Source organism: Bacillus sp. SCT118 (genome assembly GCF_058566435.1).
Genome location: NZ_CP191225.1, coordinates 2,112,711 through 2,129,253 on the forward strand (window position 1 = coordinate 2,112,711; position 16,543 = coordinate 2,129,253).

The 16,543-nt window shown below is 42.7% G+C and carries 13 protein-coding genes; 5 read left to right on the top strand and 8 right to left on the bottom strand.

Annotation, left to right across the window (positions count from 1 at the left end):
- Positions 1-8: 8 nt before the first annotated feature.
- Complete coding sequence (gene galU, locus ACQVGT_RS10945) at positions 9-902, bottom strand: UTP--glucose-1-phosphate uridylyltransferase GalU (protein WP_015383781.1); 894 nt, start codon at positions 900-902, stop codon at positions 9-11.
- A 6-nt stretch (positions 903-908) separates the two neighbouring features.
- A complete protein-coding gene (locus tag ACQVGT_RS10950; RefSeq protein WP_015383780.1) occupies positions 909-1,355 on the bottom strand; it encodes a GtrA family protein in 447 nt (148 codons plus the stop codon).
- Positions 1,356-1,947: 592 nt separating this feature from the next.
- On the opposite strand from ACQVGT_RS10950, the gene xynD reads away from it, so the two are divergent.
- The 3 genes from xynD (at position 1,948) to ACQVGT_RS10965 (ending at position 6,274) form a co-directional block, all read left to right on the top strand.
- Positions 1,948-3,489 carry an alpha-L-arabinofuranosidase gene (gene xynD, locus ACQVGT_RS10955; RefSeq protein WP_041517882.1) on the top strand — a complete coding sequence of 514 codons (1,542 nt, stop codon included), beginning with the start codon at positions 1,948-1,950 and terminating at the stop codon, positions 3,487-3,489.
- 119 nt (positions 3,490-3,608) lie between these two features.
- Positions 3,609-4,877, top strand: coding sequence for a glucuronoarabinoxylan endo-1,4-beta-xylanase XynC (gene xynC, locus ACQVGT_RS10960; protein ID WP_015483288.1), 1,269 nt, complete (start codon positions 3,609-3,611; stop codon positions 4,875-4,877).
- Between the two features lie 260 nt (positions 4,878-5,137).
- The gene (locus ACQVGT_RS10965; protein WP_015383777.1) at positions 5,138-6,274 is read left to right on the top strand and encodes an alpha/beta hydrolase; all 1,137 of its coding nucleotides are present in this window, start codon (positions 5,138-5,140) and stop codon (positions 6,272-6,274) included.
- 435 nt (positions 6,275-6,709) lie between these two features.
- On the opposite strand, the gene ACQVGT_RS10970 is transcribed toward ACQVGT_RS10965, so the two are convergent.
- From ACQVGT_RS10970 to ACQVGT_RS10980, 3 genes are all read right to left on the bottom strand, one after another.
- The gene (locus ACQVGT_RS10970; RefSeq protein WP_003231535.1) at positions 6,710-6,973 is read right to left on the bottom strand and encodes a YnfE family protein; all 264 of its coding nucleotides are present in this window, start codon (positions 6,971-6,973) and stop codon (positions 6,710-6,712) included.
- A 66-nt stretch (positions 6,974-7,039) separates the two neighbouring features.
- Positions 7,040-8,539: an endo-1,4-beta-glucanase EglS gene (gene eglS, locus ACQVGT_RS10975; RefSeq protein WP_015383776.1), complete on the bottom strand. Its 1,500-nt coding sequence runs from the start codon at positions 8,537-8,539 to the stop codon at positions 7,040-7,042.
- 302 nt (positions 8,540-8,841) lie between these two features.
- Entirely contained in the window at positions 8,842-10,239 is a 1,398-nt protein-coding gene (locus tag ACQVGT_RS10980) for an alanine/glycine:cation symporter family protein (RefSeq protein WP_015383775.1), read from the bottom strand.
- Between the two features lie 510 nt (positions 10,240-10,749).
- Here ACQVGT_RS10980 and ACQVGT_RS10985 point away from each other — a divergent pair.
- Both ACQVGT_RS10985 and ACQVGT_RS10990 read left to right on the top strand, forming a co-directional pair.
- Entirely contained in the window at positions 10,750-11,103 is a 354-nt protein-coding gene (locus tag ACQVGT_RS10985; protein WP_003245190.1) for a hypothetical protein, read from the top strand.
- Between the two features lie 25 nt (positions 11,104-11,128).
- Positions 11,129-11,254, top strand: coding sequence for a hypothetical protein (locus ACQVGT_RS10990; RefSeq protein ID WP_003231548.1), 126 nt, complete (start codon positions 11,129-11,131; stop codon positions 11,252-11,254).
- 46 nt (positions 11,255-11,300) lie between these two features.
- On the opposite strand, the gene parC is transcribed toward ACQVGT_RS10990, so the two are convergent.
- The 3 genes from parC to ACQVGT_RS11005 all read right to left on the bottom strand — a co-directional run bounded on the left by parC (position 11,301) and on the right by ACQVGT_RS11005 (position 16,499).
- Positions 11,301-13,721, bottom strand: a complete 2,421-nt coding sequence (parC, locus tag ACQVGT_RS10995) for a DNA topoisomerase IV subunit A (protein ID WP_015383774.1) — start codon at positions 13,719-13,721, stop codon at positions 11,301-11,303.
- A 3-nt stretch (positions 13,722-13,724) separates the two neighbouring features.
- Positions 13,725-15,692: a DNA topoisomerase IV subunit B gene (gene parE / locus ACQVGT_RS11000; protein WP_014479944.1), complete on the bottom strand. Its 1,968-nt coding sequence runs from the start codon at positions 15,690-15,692 to the stop codon at positions 13,725-13,727.
- 399 nt (positions 15,693-16,091) lie between these two features.
- The gene (locus ACQVGT_RS11005) at positions 16,092-16,499 is read right to left on the bottom strand and encodes a CoA-binding protein (RefSeq protein WP_003245606.1); all 408 of its coding nucleotides are present in this window, start codon (positions 16,497-16,499) and stop codon (positions 16,092-16,094) included.
- Between the last annotated feature and the right edge of the window lie 44 nt (positions 16,500-16,543).

Sequence of the window (16,543 nt, forward strand, 5' to 3'; positions counted from 1 at the left end):
CAATTTTTTTACCGCAGCATTTCTTTCGATTCCCGTTTGATCACATCTTCTAAATAGGCCAAAAGCTGAGATCTCATTTCGGAACGCATTAAGCCGATTTCGGTGCTCGCTTTAAAACAGCCTAGCTTATCGCCAATGTCATATCGATTTCCTTCCAGCAGCCGGGCGTGGATCGGCTCCTTACGGCAAACCTCACGAAGCGCATCTGTCAGCTGAATTTCGTTGCCCGCGCCTCTGCCAATTGTCTTCAAAACGGAGAAGATCGAAGAATTCAGCACATAACGTCCCATTACTGCGATTTCCGAAGGTGCTTCTTCAGGAGAAGGCTTTTCCACTAAATCGTTCACTTCGTATACATGCCCTTGAGACCCTGATGTATTTATAATACCATATTTGCTGACATCCTCAGGGAGAACTGACTGTACACCGACAACCTCTGTGCCATAAACGGCATATACATCCATTAATTGCCGAAGAGCCGGTGTTTCAGACACCATAATATCATCACCTAAGAGAACGGCAAAAGGCTCATCTCCGATAAAATGCTCCGCACACAGCACCGCATGGCCTAATCCGAGCGGTTCTTTCTGGCGGATGTAATGTATGTTGGCCAAATCGGCAATCTGCTGCATTTCCTTAAGTGTCTCCGTCTTGCCTTTTTCCCGGAGATTGAATTCCAATTCCGCCGACCGATCAAAATGATCTTCAATCGAGCGTTTGTTTCTCCCTGTAATAATCAGTATATCTTCAATTCCTGACTCTGCGGCCTCTTCTACAATATATTGGATTGCCGGTTTGTCGACGATTGGGAGCATTTCTTTAGGCTGCGCCTTTGTTGCCGGCAGAAATCTCGTTCCTAAACCCGCTGCGGGAATAACCGCTTTTCTCACTTTTTTTCTCATGCATCCTCACTCCTGATCCTGTATGTTTTTCATTGAATCTCCAAATACCCAGATTCGGTTTCCGATAAAATTCATCATCATTCCGCCGATAGTGGCGGCGAGCTTGCTTACCAATAGCGAACAGCCGCAGTTTTGAAACAAATAAAGCAGCAAAAAGGTGATCCCTGACGCGGCAATATTAATCATGAGAAAACGCACGATCTCTTTCCCGTCAGCCTTACGTTTCACACAAAACGTCCAATTCCGGTTCCACACATAGCTGTTGACGATACCTGCAGTATAGGAGCAGATCTGCGCCGGCAGATAAGAGACATGACAAGCGGTAAGAAGAAAGAAGACACCAAAATCTATCAGCGTATTGCCGACGCCTACGGTGCAAAAACGGCCTAATGTCTTTATTTTTTCTTTCAGCGTAACGAACCTCCCTTCATAAAAGATGCGAGTGGCAGTCATATTTGTTGATATGGATTACTATAGCGGACAGTGTTGAATAAACAATTAATAAAATATGAACAAAACATGAAAAAGCGGGTATACCGCTCAATAGTTCTTATAGTCTTGAAAAAAAACAGCCGCATTGAACGGTCGTTTTTTTGTGTCTGAAAACATACAAATATAAACGGAGTGTTAGCCCCATCTTATCAATGAATAAATGTATCCAGTTCCTTTGTAGAATCGAAAAACTAACTCCTCCAAAAGTTTCTATACACAATTTTTTTAATGATGTAGGATGTTAGATAAAGGGATATCTTGGATAATGATGTAATCTCCGTTCAATGTGATTAGTGGGAGGCCATGAACAATCCTGTCTTTTTATTTTCTGGACAATGGTCGCTAGGAATGGGGAAATTTTTTCGAACAATTTTGAAGGAGTGGTGCGATCTCCTCGAAGAATGGAGACACATGAAGATGAGCTTTCAGAACAAGAACTGGGAACATTGCTAAACAGCTTCCGGCTACCTTATGCGTGCGATCTTCATGACCTGTTGTCATCAAATTCCAAAAGAAAATCCCCCATTTTAAGGAAAAAGGAGGATGTGAAGTGATGAGGAAAAAGTGTAGCGTATGTTTATGGATTCTAGTTTTATTATTGAGCTGCTTATCTGGGAATTCTGCGTATGCTGCCACAGGTACTACAATTGCAAAACATATAGGGAATTCAAACCCGCTTATCGACCATCATTTGGGAGCGGATCCGGTTGCGCTGACCTATAACGGAAGAGTCTATATCTATATGTCAAGTGATGACTATGAATATAATAGCAACGGAACAATTAAAGATAATTCATTTGCCAATTTGAATAGAGTATTCGTCATATCTTCAGCGGATATGGTGAACTGGACAGACCACGGAGCCATTCCGGTAGCAGGTGCCAATGGAGCTAATGGAGGCCGCGGAATTGCAAAATGGGCAGGTGCGTCATGGGCACCGTCAATCGCAGTTAAAAAAATTAATGGCAAGGATAAATTCTTCCTTTATTTCGCAAACAGCGGCGGAGGTATCGGGGTTCTCACCGCAGACAGCCCGATTGGTCCATGGACCGACCCAATCGGAAAACCGCTCGTAACGCCAAGTACGCCAGGAATGTCTGGTGTTGTATGGCTTTTTGATCCGGCAGTATTTGTAGATGATGACGGCACCGGTTACCTGTATGCCGGGGGAGGCGTTCCTGGCGGTTCAAATCCAACGCAGGCACAATGGGCCAATCCTAAAACGGCAAGGGTCATAAAATTAGGGCCTGATATGACGAGTGTTGAGGGAAGTGCATCTACAATTGATGCGCCTTTCATGTTTGAAGATTCGGGATTGCACAAGTATAACGGAACATATTATTACTCCTATTGCATCAATTTCGGCGGCACGCACCCGGCCGATAAACCCCCGGGTGAGATCGGCTACATGACCAGTTCAAATCCCATGGGTCCCTTTACATATAGAGGGCATTTCCTGAAAAATCCGGGTGCATTTTTCGGAGGCGGCGGAAACAACCATCATGCTGTTTTCAATTTTAAAAACGAGTGGTATGTGGTGTACCATGCGCAAACTGTCAGTTCCGCTCTGTTCGGGGCCGGCAAAGGATACCGTTCTCCCCATATTAATAAGCTGGTGCATAACCCAGATGGATCCATCCAAGAGGTAGCAGCAAATTATGCAGGTGTAACACAGCTTTCCAATTTGAATCCTTATAACCGGGTAGAAGCTGAAACGTTTGCCTGGAATGGACGCATTTTGACAGAGAAATCGACAGCACCCGGCGGGCCAGTAAATAATCAGCATGTAACAAGCATTCAAAATGGAGACTGGATTGCTGTAGGAAATGCAGACTTCGGGGCGGGCGGCGCCAGAACGTTTAAAGCAAATGTAGCATCCACTATAGGCGGGAAAATAGAAGTGCGCCTCGACAGTGCAGACGGTCAACTTGTAGGAACCCTAAATGTACCTTCCACAGGTGGAGCGCAAACGTGGAGAGAAATAGAAACTGCGATAAGCGGGGCAACCGGCGTGCACAAAGTATTCTTTGTATTTGCCGGAACAGGTACAGGAAACTTGTTTAATTTTGATTACTGGCAGTTTACGCAAAGATAGTACTCGTAATGGGACCGCTTAAAAACGAGGCGGGTGAAGTCCGGAACAGCCCGCCATTATGGATATGCCATGCAGATTTTTTAATACCGTAAAAGACACATGACGAAGGAGAGAAATAAATGATTCCACGCATAAAAAAAACAATTTGTGTACTATTAGTATGTTTCACTATGCTGTCAGTCATGTTAGGGCCAGGCGCTACTGAAGTTTTGGCAGCAAGTGATGTAACAGTTAATGTATCTGCAGAGAAACAAGTGATTCGCGGTTTTGGAGGGATGAATCATCCGGCTTGGGCTGGGGATCTTACAGCAGCTCAAAGAGAAACTGCTTTTGGCAATGGACAGAACCAGTTAGGATTTTCAATCTTAAGAATTCATGTAGATGAAAATCGAAATAATTGGTATAAAGAGGTGGAGACTGCAAAGAGTGCGGTCAAACATGGAGCAATCGTTTTTGCTTCTCCTTGGAATCCTCCAAGTGATATGGTTGAGACCTTTAATCGTAATGGTGACACATCGGCTAAACGGCTGAAATACAACAAGTACGCAGCATACGCACAGCATCTTAACGATTTTGTTACCTTCATGAAGAATAATGGTGTGAATCTTTACGCGATTTCGGTACAAAACGAGCCTGATTACGCTCACGAGTGGACGTGGTGGACGCCGCAAGAAATACTTCGCTTTATGAGAGAAAACGCCGGCTCGATCAATGCCCGCGTCATTGCGCCTGAGTCATTTCAATACTTGAAGAACTTGTCGGACCCGATTTTGAACGATTCGCAGGCTCTTGCCAATATGGATATTCTCGGAACCCACCTGTACGGCACTCAGGTCAGCCAATTCCCTTATCCTCTTTTCAAACAAAAAGGAGCGGGGAAGGATCTTTGGATGACGGAAGTATACTATCCGAACAGTGATAACAACTCAGCGGATCGATGGCCCGAGGCATTGGATGTTTCACAACATATTCACAATGCGATGGTAGAGGGGGACTTTCAAGCTTATGTATGGTGGTACATCCGAAGATCATATGGACCTATGAAAGAAGATGGTACGATCAGCAAACGCGGCTACAATATGGCTCATTTCTCAAAGTTTGTGCGTCCCGGCTATGTAAGGATTGATGCAACGAAAAACCCTAATGCGAACGTTTACGTGTCAGCCTATAAAGGTGACAACAAGGTCGTTATTGTTGCCATCAATAAAAGCAACACAGGAGTCAACCAAAACTTTGTTTTGCAGAATGGATCTGCTTCAAACGTATCTAGATGGATCACGAGCAGCAGCAGCAATCTACAACCTGGAACGAATCTCACTGTATCGGGAAATCATTTTTGGGCCCATCTTCCAGCTCAAAGCGTGACAACATTTGTTGTAAATCGTTAAGGACACCAAGGCAAGCGGTACCGCATTGGAGCGGATACGGATCTAAACGCCGTAGTCATAACCGCCAAGGGTGCATCAAATAAACCTGCACGGAAATAAAAAAGTCGAAGTCTGAAAAAAGCGATTTTCCGATCAGAAAATCGCTTTTTTTCGTCATTTTCTGCTTGAAGATTATAAATTTTTTTGAAATTTTTAGCGCTCATAGCGCAATGTATATACTTCACATTCGCCACTTTTATTAATTAAGGGGGAGCAAGAAAATGAAAACTTATGACGCATTTCCAGAACCAATTGGCTGCTATACTGTCGGTCGAACCCAGATGGACTTTGAGTATACGGCATCAGATCACTCAAAAAGAGAACTGACGGTGTTTGTGTACTATCCGTCCGACAGTAGCGAAGGTAAGACTATATCAACGTACATGTTTCCTGAAGTCTACGAGATGTTGAATGAGCAGCCGCTTCTCACAGCGTTGAAGGATGCTTACTCTATCGATATCAAGACCCAGTGTTACGACGACCTTGCTCTCTCCGGGAAGGAAAAGCGCTATCCGGTATTATTCTATGTTTGCGGCGGAGGAGGTTCTCCAGAATGGGGTACTGTGATCTGTACAGACTTGGCAAGCATGGGATATGTAGTGGTAAGCATCGGCCATCAGAATAGCACGATGTATAAGCGTAAAGATGGGCGCCTGTTTAATGTATCAAAGGATTTTTCGGATGCCATTATGGCGTTTTCTGAAGATCCGGAGATGGTGGAGTTGGCTGGTAGGATGGAGCTGCGTCCTGATGATGAAACGGCCATTGAGATGTGTCAAAACGTGCTTACACTGCCGATACTTGCCAAGTTAACAGAGTATAGCGAATTACAGGCAGAAGATGTAAGGTATGTAGCCGATTATCTTTACAAACTGGACTCTGGAGAGCTGAATTCCATCTTTAAGGGCAGATTGTTGCTTGACATCGGCATGGGCATAGTCGGACATTCTTATGGAGGGCCTACGACGGCGATAGTTTGCCGGGACGACGAACGGTTCGCCTGCGGGATTGGCTTGGATAGCGGTGCGTTCGGTCTTCTCGGCAGCAACCTTAAGAAACCCTTCTTGCTACTGTTTTGTGAACCTAACTATAATATGAATGCGATAATTGGCGCTAACAATAGCATGGAAACCTATTATTTCTCTGTTGATCGTGCTGCGCATTTAGATTACTGTGACATCGTGTTTACCAATGTTAAGGAGGAACTCAGAGGCGAACGGGATGCTATGGAAATGCGAAATCTTGTTACAGACTATACGAAAAGCTTTTTTGATCATTACTTACTGCAGAAGGCTGCAAGTGTGGAAAGTCTTGCATACGATGGCGTGGACTTGATCAAGAAGACCAGCAACAAGTGACATAACCGAGAGGCTGTGATAAACGCATATCAAAGAGTTAGCCGTTGAATCCAACGTCACATAAGAACACGCGGTTAATTCAATTAAGGAGGGCTTTAGTACAAAAAGAGCTTGTATCTAAGTGATACAAGCTCTTGTCTATTTGTGGCGAATTTATTAGTATACAAGATATTTTAGATACAAGTACGGCAGCTGGTAAAGCAATCGAGTTTGAACGGGCCATTCGTGAACGAACATTGTCTGGGCTTAAATCAGCTAGAGCTAGAGGAAGAATAGGTGGAAGGCCAAGAGTTAATAACTATCAAAAGAATCCGCTTTTTAGTTTACATAATATATATTCTAGGAAGTAAGTGGAATAAATAAATTTCTGTCTCAATATCAAAGTATACTTAAGTTAGTGAGACAGAAATTGAAATTTTACTGCTGAATGACAAATCAAAAAAATGGTGTTGTCAATCCATAATAAACGGCTTCTAAATCTTCCAGCGTCATATCGCCGTATGCGCATTTGATAACAGAATCAGCAAATACATCGTAGTCATAATCTGTAGAAAATCCTTGCTGCAGCTGTTTTTCGTAAACTTCGATCTGATCTTTTTGATGCTGGATGTCTTTTTCCTTACCTGGATAGTCCGGACCATTTATCATATTACTCATTTTTTTGTACAGCACCATATACTGTTTCAGTATTTCATCCACAACGCAAACCTCCTATTAGATGATAAAAACGGACATCGTTACTGATGTCCGCCAAAAAAAGCTTAACTAATTTGGTTCCGTTCCCCAAATCAGTTTTCCTTGATCATATAATGTGATTTTTTTCGTTGTTTTAAACGTATTTGATTTGAAAAAGGAATAATCGCCGCTTTGTGCATAATTGCTCCAGTCATCATTGTGAAGACGAAGCTGAATATTCCCTGTGCTTGCTCCCGGTGCCAACGTTCCGTTTTTAAATCCAAGTTCCAGATAGGTATCTGCACCTTGCTTTGGTTTATGCAACGTCACAAACTTGTATGTCACATTGCCGCATCCAATCTGCGCGTAGTCACAGTCAACGTTTTGGCCTTTGTTTTTCGCTTTATACCAGTAACGGGCATTGACATCTTTTAAATCAACCGTGGTATTGCCGTTATTTTTTATTTGAAGCTGCGGACGGATTTGGTTGCTGTTCATACTCCCATCCCCAGCTCTGTATTGTACAGAAATACCATTTTCCTGTGTGGGTTTATCTTTTGCTGGCGTTTCAGGAATGTCCCTCGTAGAATCTTTGGTGCCGAGAATGTTTTCTCTAACGAATGTTCCTGAAGCAGATAAATCTGACAACCGCCAGCCGCCTGTTTTAGATGCCCCCGGCTTTAAAGCTGAGGATGATTCCTGCTTATCAGAAAGATTCCAGTTCACCCAGCTAATGGTCTTGCTGTCGAGATATTTCAGCCATTCCCTCGATTGATCAAGGAATACACCGCCATTTCCAGACGCGTCGCTTGTTCCCCATTCTGTCACAAAAATAGGTGCTCCTTTGCTGAGTGCATAGTTTGCTTTATCCCGTAAAAATTGGCCGTGTGTGCCGGCATAAAAATGAAGTGCGTACATAACGTTTGCATCTTTTAGCTGGTCATCGGCAGCATCATTCACATCCTGGCTCCATGTACCGGTTCCGACAATGATGATGTTGTCTGGATCATTTTTGCGGATAACGGAAATCACTTCTTCCGCATACGGTTTAATATCACGCTTCCAGTTCACATCACCGTTTGGTTCGTTTGCAATTTCATAAATGACGTTTGGCGTGTTTCCGTAAAGACTTGACATTTCCTTGAAGAATTCTTTTGCCTTCTCTTTATTTTGGTTTGGATTACCGTCATTTAAAATATGCCAGTCAATGATGACATATATCCCAAGCTCTTTTGCCGCTTCAACCGCTTCTTTTACTTTATTTTTCACGGACGGGTTGTCAATATAACCGCCATCTGCCGTATACATCGCTGCACGGAAAACGGTGATACCCCAATCGTCCCTCAGCCATTTTAAGCTGTCTTTATTGACATATTCTCCATACCATTGCAATCCGTGTGAACTGATCCCCTTCAGCTGTACCGCTTTACCGTCTCGGTTAACGAGCTGTGTACCTTTTATGCTAAGCTGGCCATTCTTGGCTACTGGCGTTTTTGTCCCTGCTGCTGATGCCGGCGAAGCCATCATGCCGCCCATTGTCAATAACGTAATCAATAAACACGTAATAAAAATAGAGATTGACCGTTTCATATCTGATCTTTTCCTCCTTCGCATCATTTTGGCTCTTCACTTCTTATGAGCACGAACTCATTGTAAAAATCTTTCTCATGATTGTCTATCAACCTAATTTCTTGTTTTTGGGAGGTTTAAAAGCCTGTCAATTTGCTCTATCTCCATTGAATAAGACACACATGACACATATAGAACAAAGAAAACTGGACTGAATAGGGACTTTACACGTCATTTTTCATTCGAGTCGAAAAATTAAATTTATTTCCAATAATGAAAAAGCTGCATTCAACTATTGAATGCAGCTTTGTTTTATATTTATATTATGCTTCTTGTTTCTCATCTTCCCATGTTTCAGCGTTTTTCAGCCCAGGGATGTTTTTCGCTTTAAACACAGGATCAAGTCCTTGCTTACGCTGTTTCGCGTAATCTTTATACACTTTGTAAGCAACGTTTGACAGCAGCGTAATCACAATTAAGTTGATCAGCGCCATGATACCCATAAAGAGGTCCGCCATATCCCAAACGATTTGGAAGCCTGATAAAGATCCATACACAACCATAGCAATTACAGCGATACGGTAAATGTTCAGCCATGTTTTGCTTGTTTTAATAAATTCAATGTTTGTCTCGCCATAATAATAGTTGCCGACAACTGAACTGAATGCAAACAAGAACATTGCGACTGCGATGAAAGTCGGCGCCCAGCCTCCAATGTGATGGTTAAGAGCAGCCTGTGTTACTTGGATGCCGTCGCCTTTTGGAGTTACACTGTACAGCAAAATAATAAATGCTGTGGACGTACATATAATAAATGTATCGAAAAATACGCCTAATGTTTGAATAAAGCCTTGCTTTGCCGGATGGGATACATGAGCCGTCGCAGCCGCGTTTGGTGCGCTCCCCATTCCTGCTTCGTTTGAAAAAAGTCCGCGCTGCGCACCGATAACGATGATGCCGCCTATTCCGCCGCCGACGACTTGTTCAAAACCTAAAGCATTTTTAACAATTGTAGCGATAACGCCAGGGAAAGCTGTAATATTCGTGATGACAACAAATAAAGCGATAAGGATATAAATGCCTGCCATAACCGGCACAATTAGCTGTGAAACAGCGACAACACGTTTTAAACCGCCGAAAATGATAAACGCAGTTAAAACCGCCAGAACTATGGCTACAACTATTTTATTCACATGGAATGCGCCATCCAATGCTCCAGCAATTGTATTTGTTTGAACAGCGTTAAAAATCAAGCCGAATGAGACGGTAATTAAGATTGCAAAAACGATACCAAGCCATCTGGCACCAAGACCCTTTTGAATATAGTAGGCCGGCCCTCCGCGGAAATCCTCCCCGTCTCTTACCTTATAAAGCTGCGCTAATGTACTTTCGACAAAGCTTGAAGCCATGCCTACTGCAGCCACTACCCACATCCAAAATACAGCGCCTGGTCCGCCTGTCGCAATTGCTAAGGCTACACCAGTCAAATTCCCTGTGCCGACTCGGGATGCGGCCGAAATAAAGAATGCCTGCATAGATGAAACACCTTTATTTCCTTCCGGCTTCTCCCCTACTATTCTGAACATTTCAATAAAATAACGGAATTGGATAAAACCAAAACGTATGGTAAAAAATAATCCAAGCCCTATTAAAATATAAAATAGGTAATTCCAGATGAAATCACTTGGAATATTAATTAAACTATTGAAAAAAGACTCCATATTTACCTCCCGTTTTCATCAATTCAACACGAATTCGATTTTGATGTTAGATTTTTTAACATAACGAGTTTTATTATATCACAATATGACGAATTAGGAAGTTTTTTCGAGAAGAATATTGTCATAGCCAGATGTTACTCTGTCGACCCCTTCTCTATTATTTTCCTACGAATAAAAACATTCCTTGCAAGCTGGCTTTTAAAAAAGAGTACCCTATTAACAATGTAATCATTTCTTCCCATTCTCTTGCCTTTCTCTTTGATTTAGCACATAAATAAAGTAATAAACCCTAAACAACAAACATATCATTTAAAATATGTTTTTATTCACACCATAAACCGGGTATACATACGCTAATAAAAGAAGTTTTCTCTTTCAAAAATAAGCAAAAAGATATATACTTAACAAGGTTAAATTTATTTTTAAATTTAATAAATCAGGTTTACTTTTAGGATGGATTGGGGTATTATTATAAAAATATTCAGTAATATTAAAGGAGGGGGAGATCATTTGAAAAAAGTAACGATATTGAAAGCATCCATCTTATTCTTGGCGATTGCCAGTTTTCATTTGTTCTCAATTCCCCACGCCTTTGATATCGGCCATCATTATAAAGCCGTAGCCGACCAGCAGGAAATGCATGAAATGAAAGCCGGCCAAAATGCTGATGATGAGAAGAAATCCATCACAGGGGCATTTACGCTGACCGCTTTATGGGCAATGGCTGTTCTGCTGCTGACCGCTGAAAGCAAAAGTACGGGATACTCCCGCAGACGTCAGCGGAAAAAAAGCTTTATACTGGCCAAATTTTATCAATCGTCTTATTTCGGCAAACTTCATGTTCAACATCACCCGATTATGTAACGAAAATATGAGGAGGCTGTTTAACATGTTGTTTATCTTAAGAATGGTGATTTTAGGCTTATTTTCTTTCACAGCGCTGAATTTATTTGTATGGCAGGGGATTGAAGTCATTCATGCTGTAACAGATCTATTCACCAACCATGAAAGCTGATAAAAAACAAACGAAACCCGCTCATATAGTATGAGCGGGTTTTTTATTATTGTTCTGTATGAAGGCGCCAAACAGCTGTAACCTTACCTGATTCCTCTTCATCAAAAAAGAAAGAGCCATTGCTGTATCTGTCGTTTGTCCGCAACTCTTTTGCCTGCAGTTCTCTTCTGTCGCCTTTTTCTGTTTCTGCCATTAGTCGCTGTTCAAGATCGCAAGCGAACAGTGCTACAACACGGTGAGGATTCTTTTTCAGTTCCCTTAGCATTACGACACCGCGTTTTGCGCGGGATGTCTTCTCGAACTCAGAAAGACTCATGCGTTTTACCGCTCCCCGCTGTGTGAACAAGACAATTGAATCAGATTGCTGAAGAATCTCACCGGAGACAACAAAGTCATCCTCTTTTAAGTTAATCCCTTTGACACCTGCCGCACGCGCGCCAACTACATTCACTTCGTCTTCTCCAAACCATAGACCGTACCCTAAGTGAGTGGCCATAAAGATCTGGCTTTCCCCATTTGTTACATGTACATCAATCAGTTCATCTTCACCCTTCAGATTTAAGGCCACAAGCGCCTTAGAATAACGCTGTGCTTTATAATGGGTGAGCTCTGTCTTTTTCACCATGCCGTTTTTCGTAAAGAATAGAAGATATGCCGACGGATCAAATTCTTTTATCGGTATGGCCTTTACAATCGTTTCATCACGGTCAATAGTGATCAGGTTTGAAAAATGCTGGCCCATGTCCTTCCATCTGATATCAGGCAGCTGGTGAACAGGACAATAGATGTAGCTTCCTTTGTTCGTAAAGAGTAGCAGCACGTCCGTCGTATTCATTTCAAACTGATGCAGCATCCTGTCCGTATCTTTCATTCCGAAGTCCTGACCGTTGGAAGCGGCAAATGAGCGCTGGCTCGTCCGTTTTAGGTAACCATCCTTCGTAACGGTTACATATACATCCTCAGATGCAACCATGACTTCGAGATTGATTTTAATTTCTTCAATTTTTTCTTCAATCACGGAGCGTCTTGTATCTGCATATTTCTTTTTCAGTGCTTTTAAGCTGTTTGTAATCACTTTTAGCAGTTTTTTATCATTGCTCAGAATAGATTCGAGCTCTTCAATTTTTTTACCGAGCTCTTCTGCCTCTTCCTTAAGCGCTGTGATATCTGTATTGGTTAAACGATATAGCTGCAATGACACGATGGCTTCAGCCTGAGGCTCTGTAAATTCATATTTGGCGATCAAATTGTTTTTAGCGTCACGTTTATCGCTAGAAGAACGGATTGTTGCAATCACTTCATCCAAAATAGACAAAGCTTTCATGAGCCCTTCTACGATATGATGTCTGTCTTTTGCTTTTTGTAGCTCGTAAACGGACCGGTTTGTGACAACTTCCTTTTGGTGTCCGATATATGCATCCAAAATAGACGGCAGGCTCATCAGCATCGGACGGCGGTTATGGATAGCCACCATATTGAAGTTATATGTGATCTGCAAATCAGTGTTTTTGTATAAGAAATTCAAAATGCCTTTGGCATCAGCTTCTTTTTTCAGTTCAATGACCACTCTCAGCCCTGTTCGATCCGTTTCATCACGAACCTCTGAGATGCCTTCAACCTTTTTATCAATACGGAACTCGTCCATTTTTTTTACAAGGTTTGCTTTATTTACTTCAAATGGAATTTCAGTAATGACAATTTGTTCTCGTCCGCCTCTAATTGTTTCAATTTCAGCCTTTCCGCGGATAATGATTTTTCCTTTTCCGGTTTCGTAAGCTTTTCTTATCCCGTCAACGCCCTGAATAATACCGCCTGTCGGAAAATCAGGCCCTTTAATGACTTCCATGAGTTCATCAACAGAGCAAGATGGCATTTGAATACGCTTAATGACAGCATCAATGACTTCTCCCAGATGATGAGGGGGAATGTCGGTCGCGTATCCTGCTGAAATCCCGGTAGATCCGTTGACCAATAGGTTAGGAAACATCGCCGGGAGTACGACAGGCTCCTTGCTTGTATCATCAAAGTTCGGCACAAATTCAACCGTGTTTTTGTCAATATCCCGAAGAAGCTCAGATGCAATCGGAGATAATCGTGCCTCTGTATAACGCATGGCTGCCGGGGGATCTCCGTCGATGCTTCCATTGTTTCCATGCATTTCGATTAACACATTACGAACTTTCCAATCCTGGCTCATCCGCACCATTGCTTCATAAACCGAGCTGTCACCGTGCGGATGATAGTTACCGATGACGTTACCGACCGTTTTGGCCGCTTTTCTGAAGTTTTTATCAAACGTGTTTCCATCTGTATGCATCGCATACAGAATTCTGCGCTGTACCGGCTTTAATCCGTCTCTCGCATCGGGCAGCGCCCTGTCTTGAATAATATATTTACTGTAGCGTCCAAAACGGTCGCCGATCACCTCTTCTAATGGTAAATCATGAAATAATTCTGGCTGTGACAATCATTAAACCTCCTCAGCGACCGATAAGTTTTCATTTTCTAAAATATTGCTTTCTTCATCTAAGCCGAAAGCGACGTTTTTCTCAATCCACTTTCTGCGCGGCTCTACTTTGTCTCCCATTAACGTCGTCACACGTCTCTCTACACGTGCCGCATCGTCAATTTTGACCCTAACAAGTGTGCGGGACTCCGGATTCATCGTCGTTTCCCACAGCTGGTCTGCGTTCATCTCTCCAAGACCCTTATATCGTTGAATGGTATAGCCTTTGCCGACTTTTTTCAGGACATCACCCATCTCTTCATCAGACCATGCATATTCAATGATTTCCTTCTTCCCGCTTCCTTTACTGACCTTATATAAAGGTGGCAATGCAATGAACACCTTGCCATGCTCAATGAGCGGTTTCATATAGCGATAGAAAAAGGTAAGAAGCAGCACTTGAATATGGGCGCCGTCAGTATCGGCATCGGTCATAATGATGATTTTGTCGTAGTTGATGTCATCGATTGAGAAATCTGCTCCGACTCCCCCGCCGATCGCATGAATGATCGTATTGATCTCTTCATTTTTAAAGATATCAGCAAGCTTAGCTTTTTCTGTATTAATGACTTTACCGCGTAAAGGCAGAACCGCTTGGAATCTGCGGTCTCTTCCCTGCTTGGCTGACCCGCCTGCTGAATCTCCCTCAACGAGATACAATTCATTTTTTGCCGGGTTTCTTGAACCCGCAGGCGTCAGTTTTCCGCTTAAAGTCGCTTCTGATTTTTTCCGTTTTTTGCCACTTCTTGCTTCTTCACGGGCTTTGCGTGCCGCTTCGCGCGCCTGGCTCGCCTTGATTGCTTTTTTGACAAGAAGCGTTGCGGTGTCCCGATTTTCCTCTAAAAAGTAAGCAAGCTGCTCTGAAACAATCGCATCAACCGCTGATCTTGCTTCACTGGTACCGAGCTTTCCTTTTGTTTGTCCCTCAAATTGAAGAAGCTCCTCAGGAATGCGGACAGAAATAATGGCTGAAAGCCCTTCCCTTATATCGGTGCCTTCAAGGTTCTTATCCTTTTCTTTCAGCAAAGCCACTTTTCGCGCATATTCATTAAAAGCACGCGTCATCGCAGTTTTTGCACCTGACTCATGCGTCCCGCCGTCTTTTGTTCTGACATTGTTGACAAACGACAAAATATTTTCAGAATAACCATCGTTAAACTGGAACGCAAAGTCCACTTCTATAGAATGATGCTCACCCTCAAACGAGACCACTTCAGACAAGACGTCTTTTTCTTCATTTAAGTAAGCAACAAACGCTTCTATACCGTTTTCATAATAAAAGACCTCATGCTGGTCATTGCGTTCATCAATCAGCTCAATTTTCAGTCCTTTTAACAAAAACGCAGACTCTCTTAAGCGCTCAGAGAGCGTTTCAAAATTATAAGTGGTTGTGCTGAACATCGTTGGATCTGGCTTAAAGTGTGTAAGAGTTCCCGTCTTTTTTGTTTTGCCGATCTTTTCGAGAGATGTAACCGGTTTTCCTCCATTTTCAAATCGCTGCTGATAGACAAAACCGTCCCGCTCAATGGTAACCGTCAGCCATTCAGATAAAGCATTCACGACTGATGCACCAACTCCGTGGAGCCCGCCGCTTGTCTTATAGCCGCCTTGGCCGAATTTTCCTCCGGCATGAAGCACCGTTAAAATCACTTCAGGGGTTGGTTTGCCGAGCTTATGCATTCCGGTCGGCATGCCGCGACCTCTATCCTGTACAGAAATACTATTGTCTTTATGTATTTTGACGATTATGTGATCTCCATGGCCGGCAAGCACCTCGTCGACAGAGTTATCTACAATTTCATAAACCAAGTGGTGCAAACCCCGCGCGTCAGTAGAGCCAATATACATACCCGGCCTTTTCCTGACAGCCTCAAGGCCTTCGAGCACCTGTATGGCATCTTCGTTGTAATCAAATTGCTGTTTTCTAGCCAAACGTACAAACCCCTTTCAAAAACTAACATTGTCTTTCTCTTTTTCAGTGTTACACATCATTTGTATATAAGATATTTTTTATAAACCTCGCCTCGAGCCAGTACTGCCTTGGACTCCTCATTATAACCAATATGTTTGCAATCGCAACATAGAGCTAACGAATCAGTTCTTCTCAAAACATCGGCTAGTGCTGTTTTCACACCATGAGAACGTATGTTTGTTTATTATATATAAAGCAGCAGACCTTCGCAAATCGAACGGCCGAAACCCAGCTGGACAAGGTATTCAAAAAAAGCTGTTCAAGCTTTATTGTATCTGTTTCACCGTAATACGCAAACAATATCTTAAAATTAAAAAGCAAAAATCCTTGAATTTACAAGGATTTTTGCAGTTCTGCACCTATTTTGTTACAGCGTGTGCCACTTTTATGCACAGATCCATGATAACCGTTCTGCCTTTTTCTTTTAGCATCTGGTATGCTTCCTCATTAACTAGCCCTTGCTGTGCCCAAAATACTGGCGCATCTGTCTCTAAAAACTCTTCCGCCACTCCAGGAAGCTGTTCTGAGCGCCGGAATACATTTACGATGTCAATCGGACCGTCAATCTCTTTTAAAGATGAAACGGCTTTGACACCTAGCGCCTCATCAATTGTCGGGTTCACAGGGATAATTTCATAACCCGCGTCCTGCATTGCTTTTGAAACCATATGTGACGTTCTATCCGGACGGTCTGAAAGCCCTACTACCGCTATACGTTTGCTTCTTTGAAGAATCTCTTTAATTTCCGCTTTAGAAGGGTTTTGCATCGTGTGTCACTCCTTTTCCACTTATTTTACACGATCAAAACAGG

Bases quoted from the DNA above. Each gene is read 5' to 3' on its own strand.
- galU (WP_015383781.1), bottom strand. From the start codon at position 902: ATGAGAAAAAAAGTGAGAAAAGCGGTTATTCCCGCAGCGGGTTTAGGA.
- ACQVGT_RS10950 (WP_015383780.1), bottom strand. From the start codon at position 1,355: ATGACTGCCACTCGCATCTTTTATGAAGGGAGGTTCGTTACGCTGAAA.
- xynD (WP_041517882.1), top strand. From the start codon at position 1,948: ATGAGGAAAAAGTGTAGCGTATGTTTATGGATTCTAGTTTTATTATTG.
- xynC (WP_015483288.1), top strand. From the start codon at position 3,609: ATGATTCCACGCATAAAAAAAACAATTTGTGTACTATTAGTATGTTTC.
- ACQVGT_RS10965 (WP_015383777.1), top strand. From the start codon at position 5,138: ATGAAAACTTATGACGCATTTCCAGAACCAATTGGCTGCTATACTGTC.
- eglS (WP_015383776.1), bottom strand. From the start codon at position 8,539: ATGAAACGGTCAATCTCTATTTTTATTACGTGTTTATTGATTACGTTA.
- ACQVGT_RS10980 (WP_015383775.1), bottom strand. From the start codon at position 10,239: ATGGAGTCTTTTTTCAATAGTTTAATTAATATTCCAAGTGATTTCATC.
- ACQVGT_RS10990 (WP_003231548.1), top strand. From the start codon at position 11,129: ATGTTGTTTATCTTAAGAATGGTGATTTTAGGCTTATTTTCTTTCACA.
- ACQVGT_RS11005 (WP_003245606.1), bottom strand. From the start codon at position 16,499: ATGCAAAACCCTTCTAAAGCGGAAATTAAAGAGATTCTTCAAAGAAGC.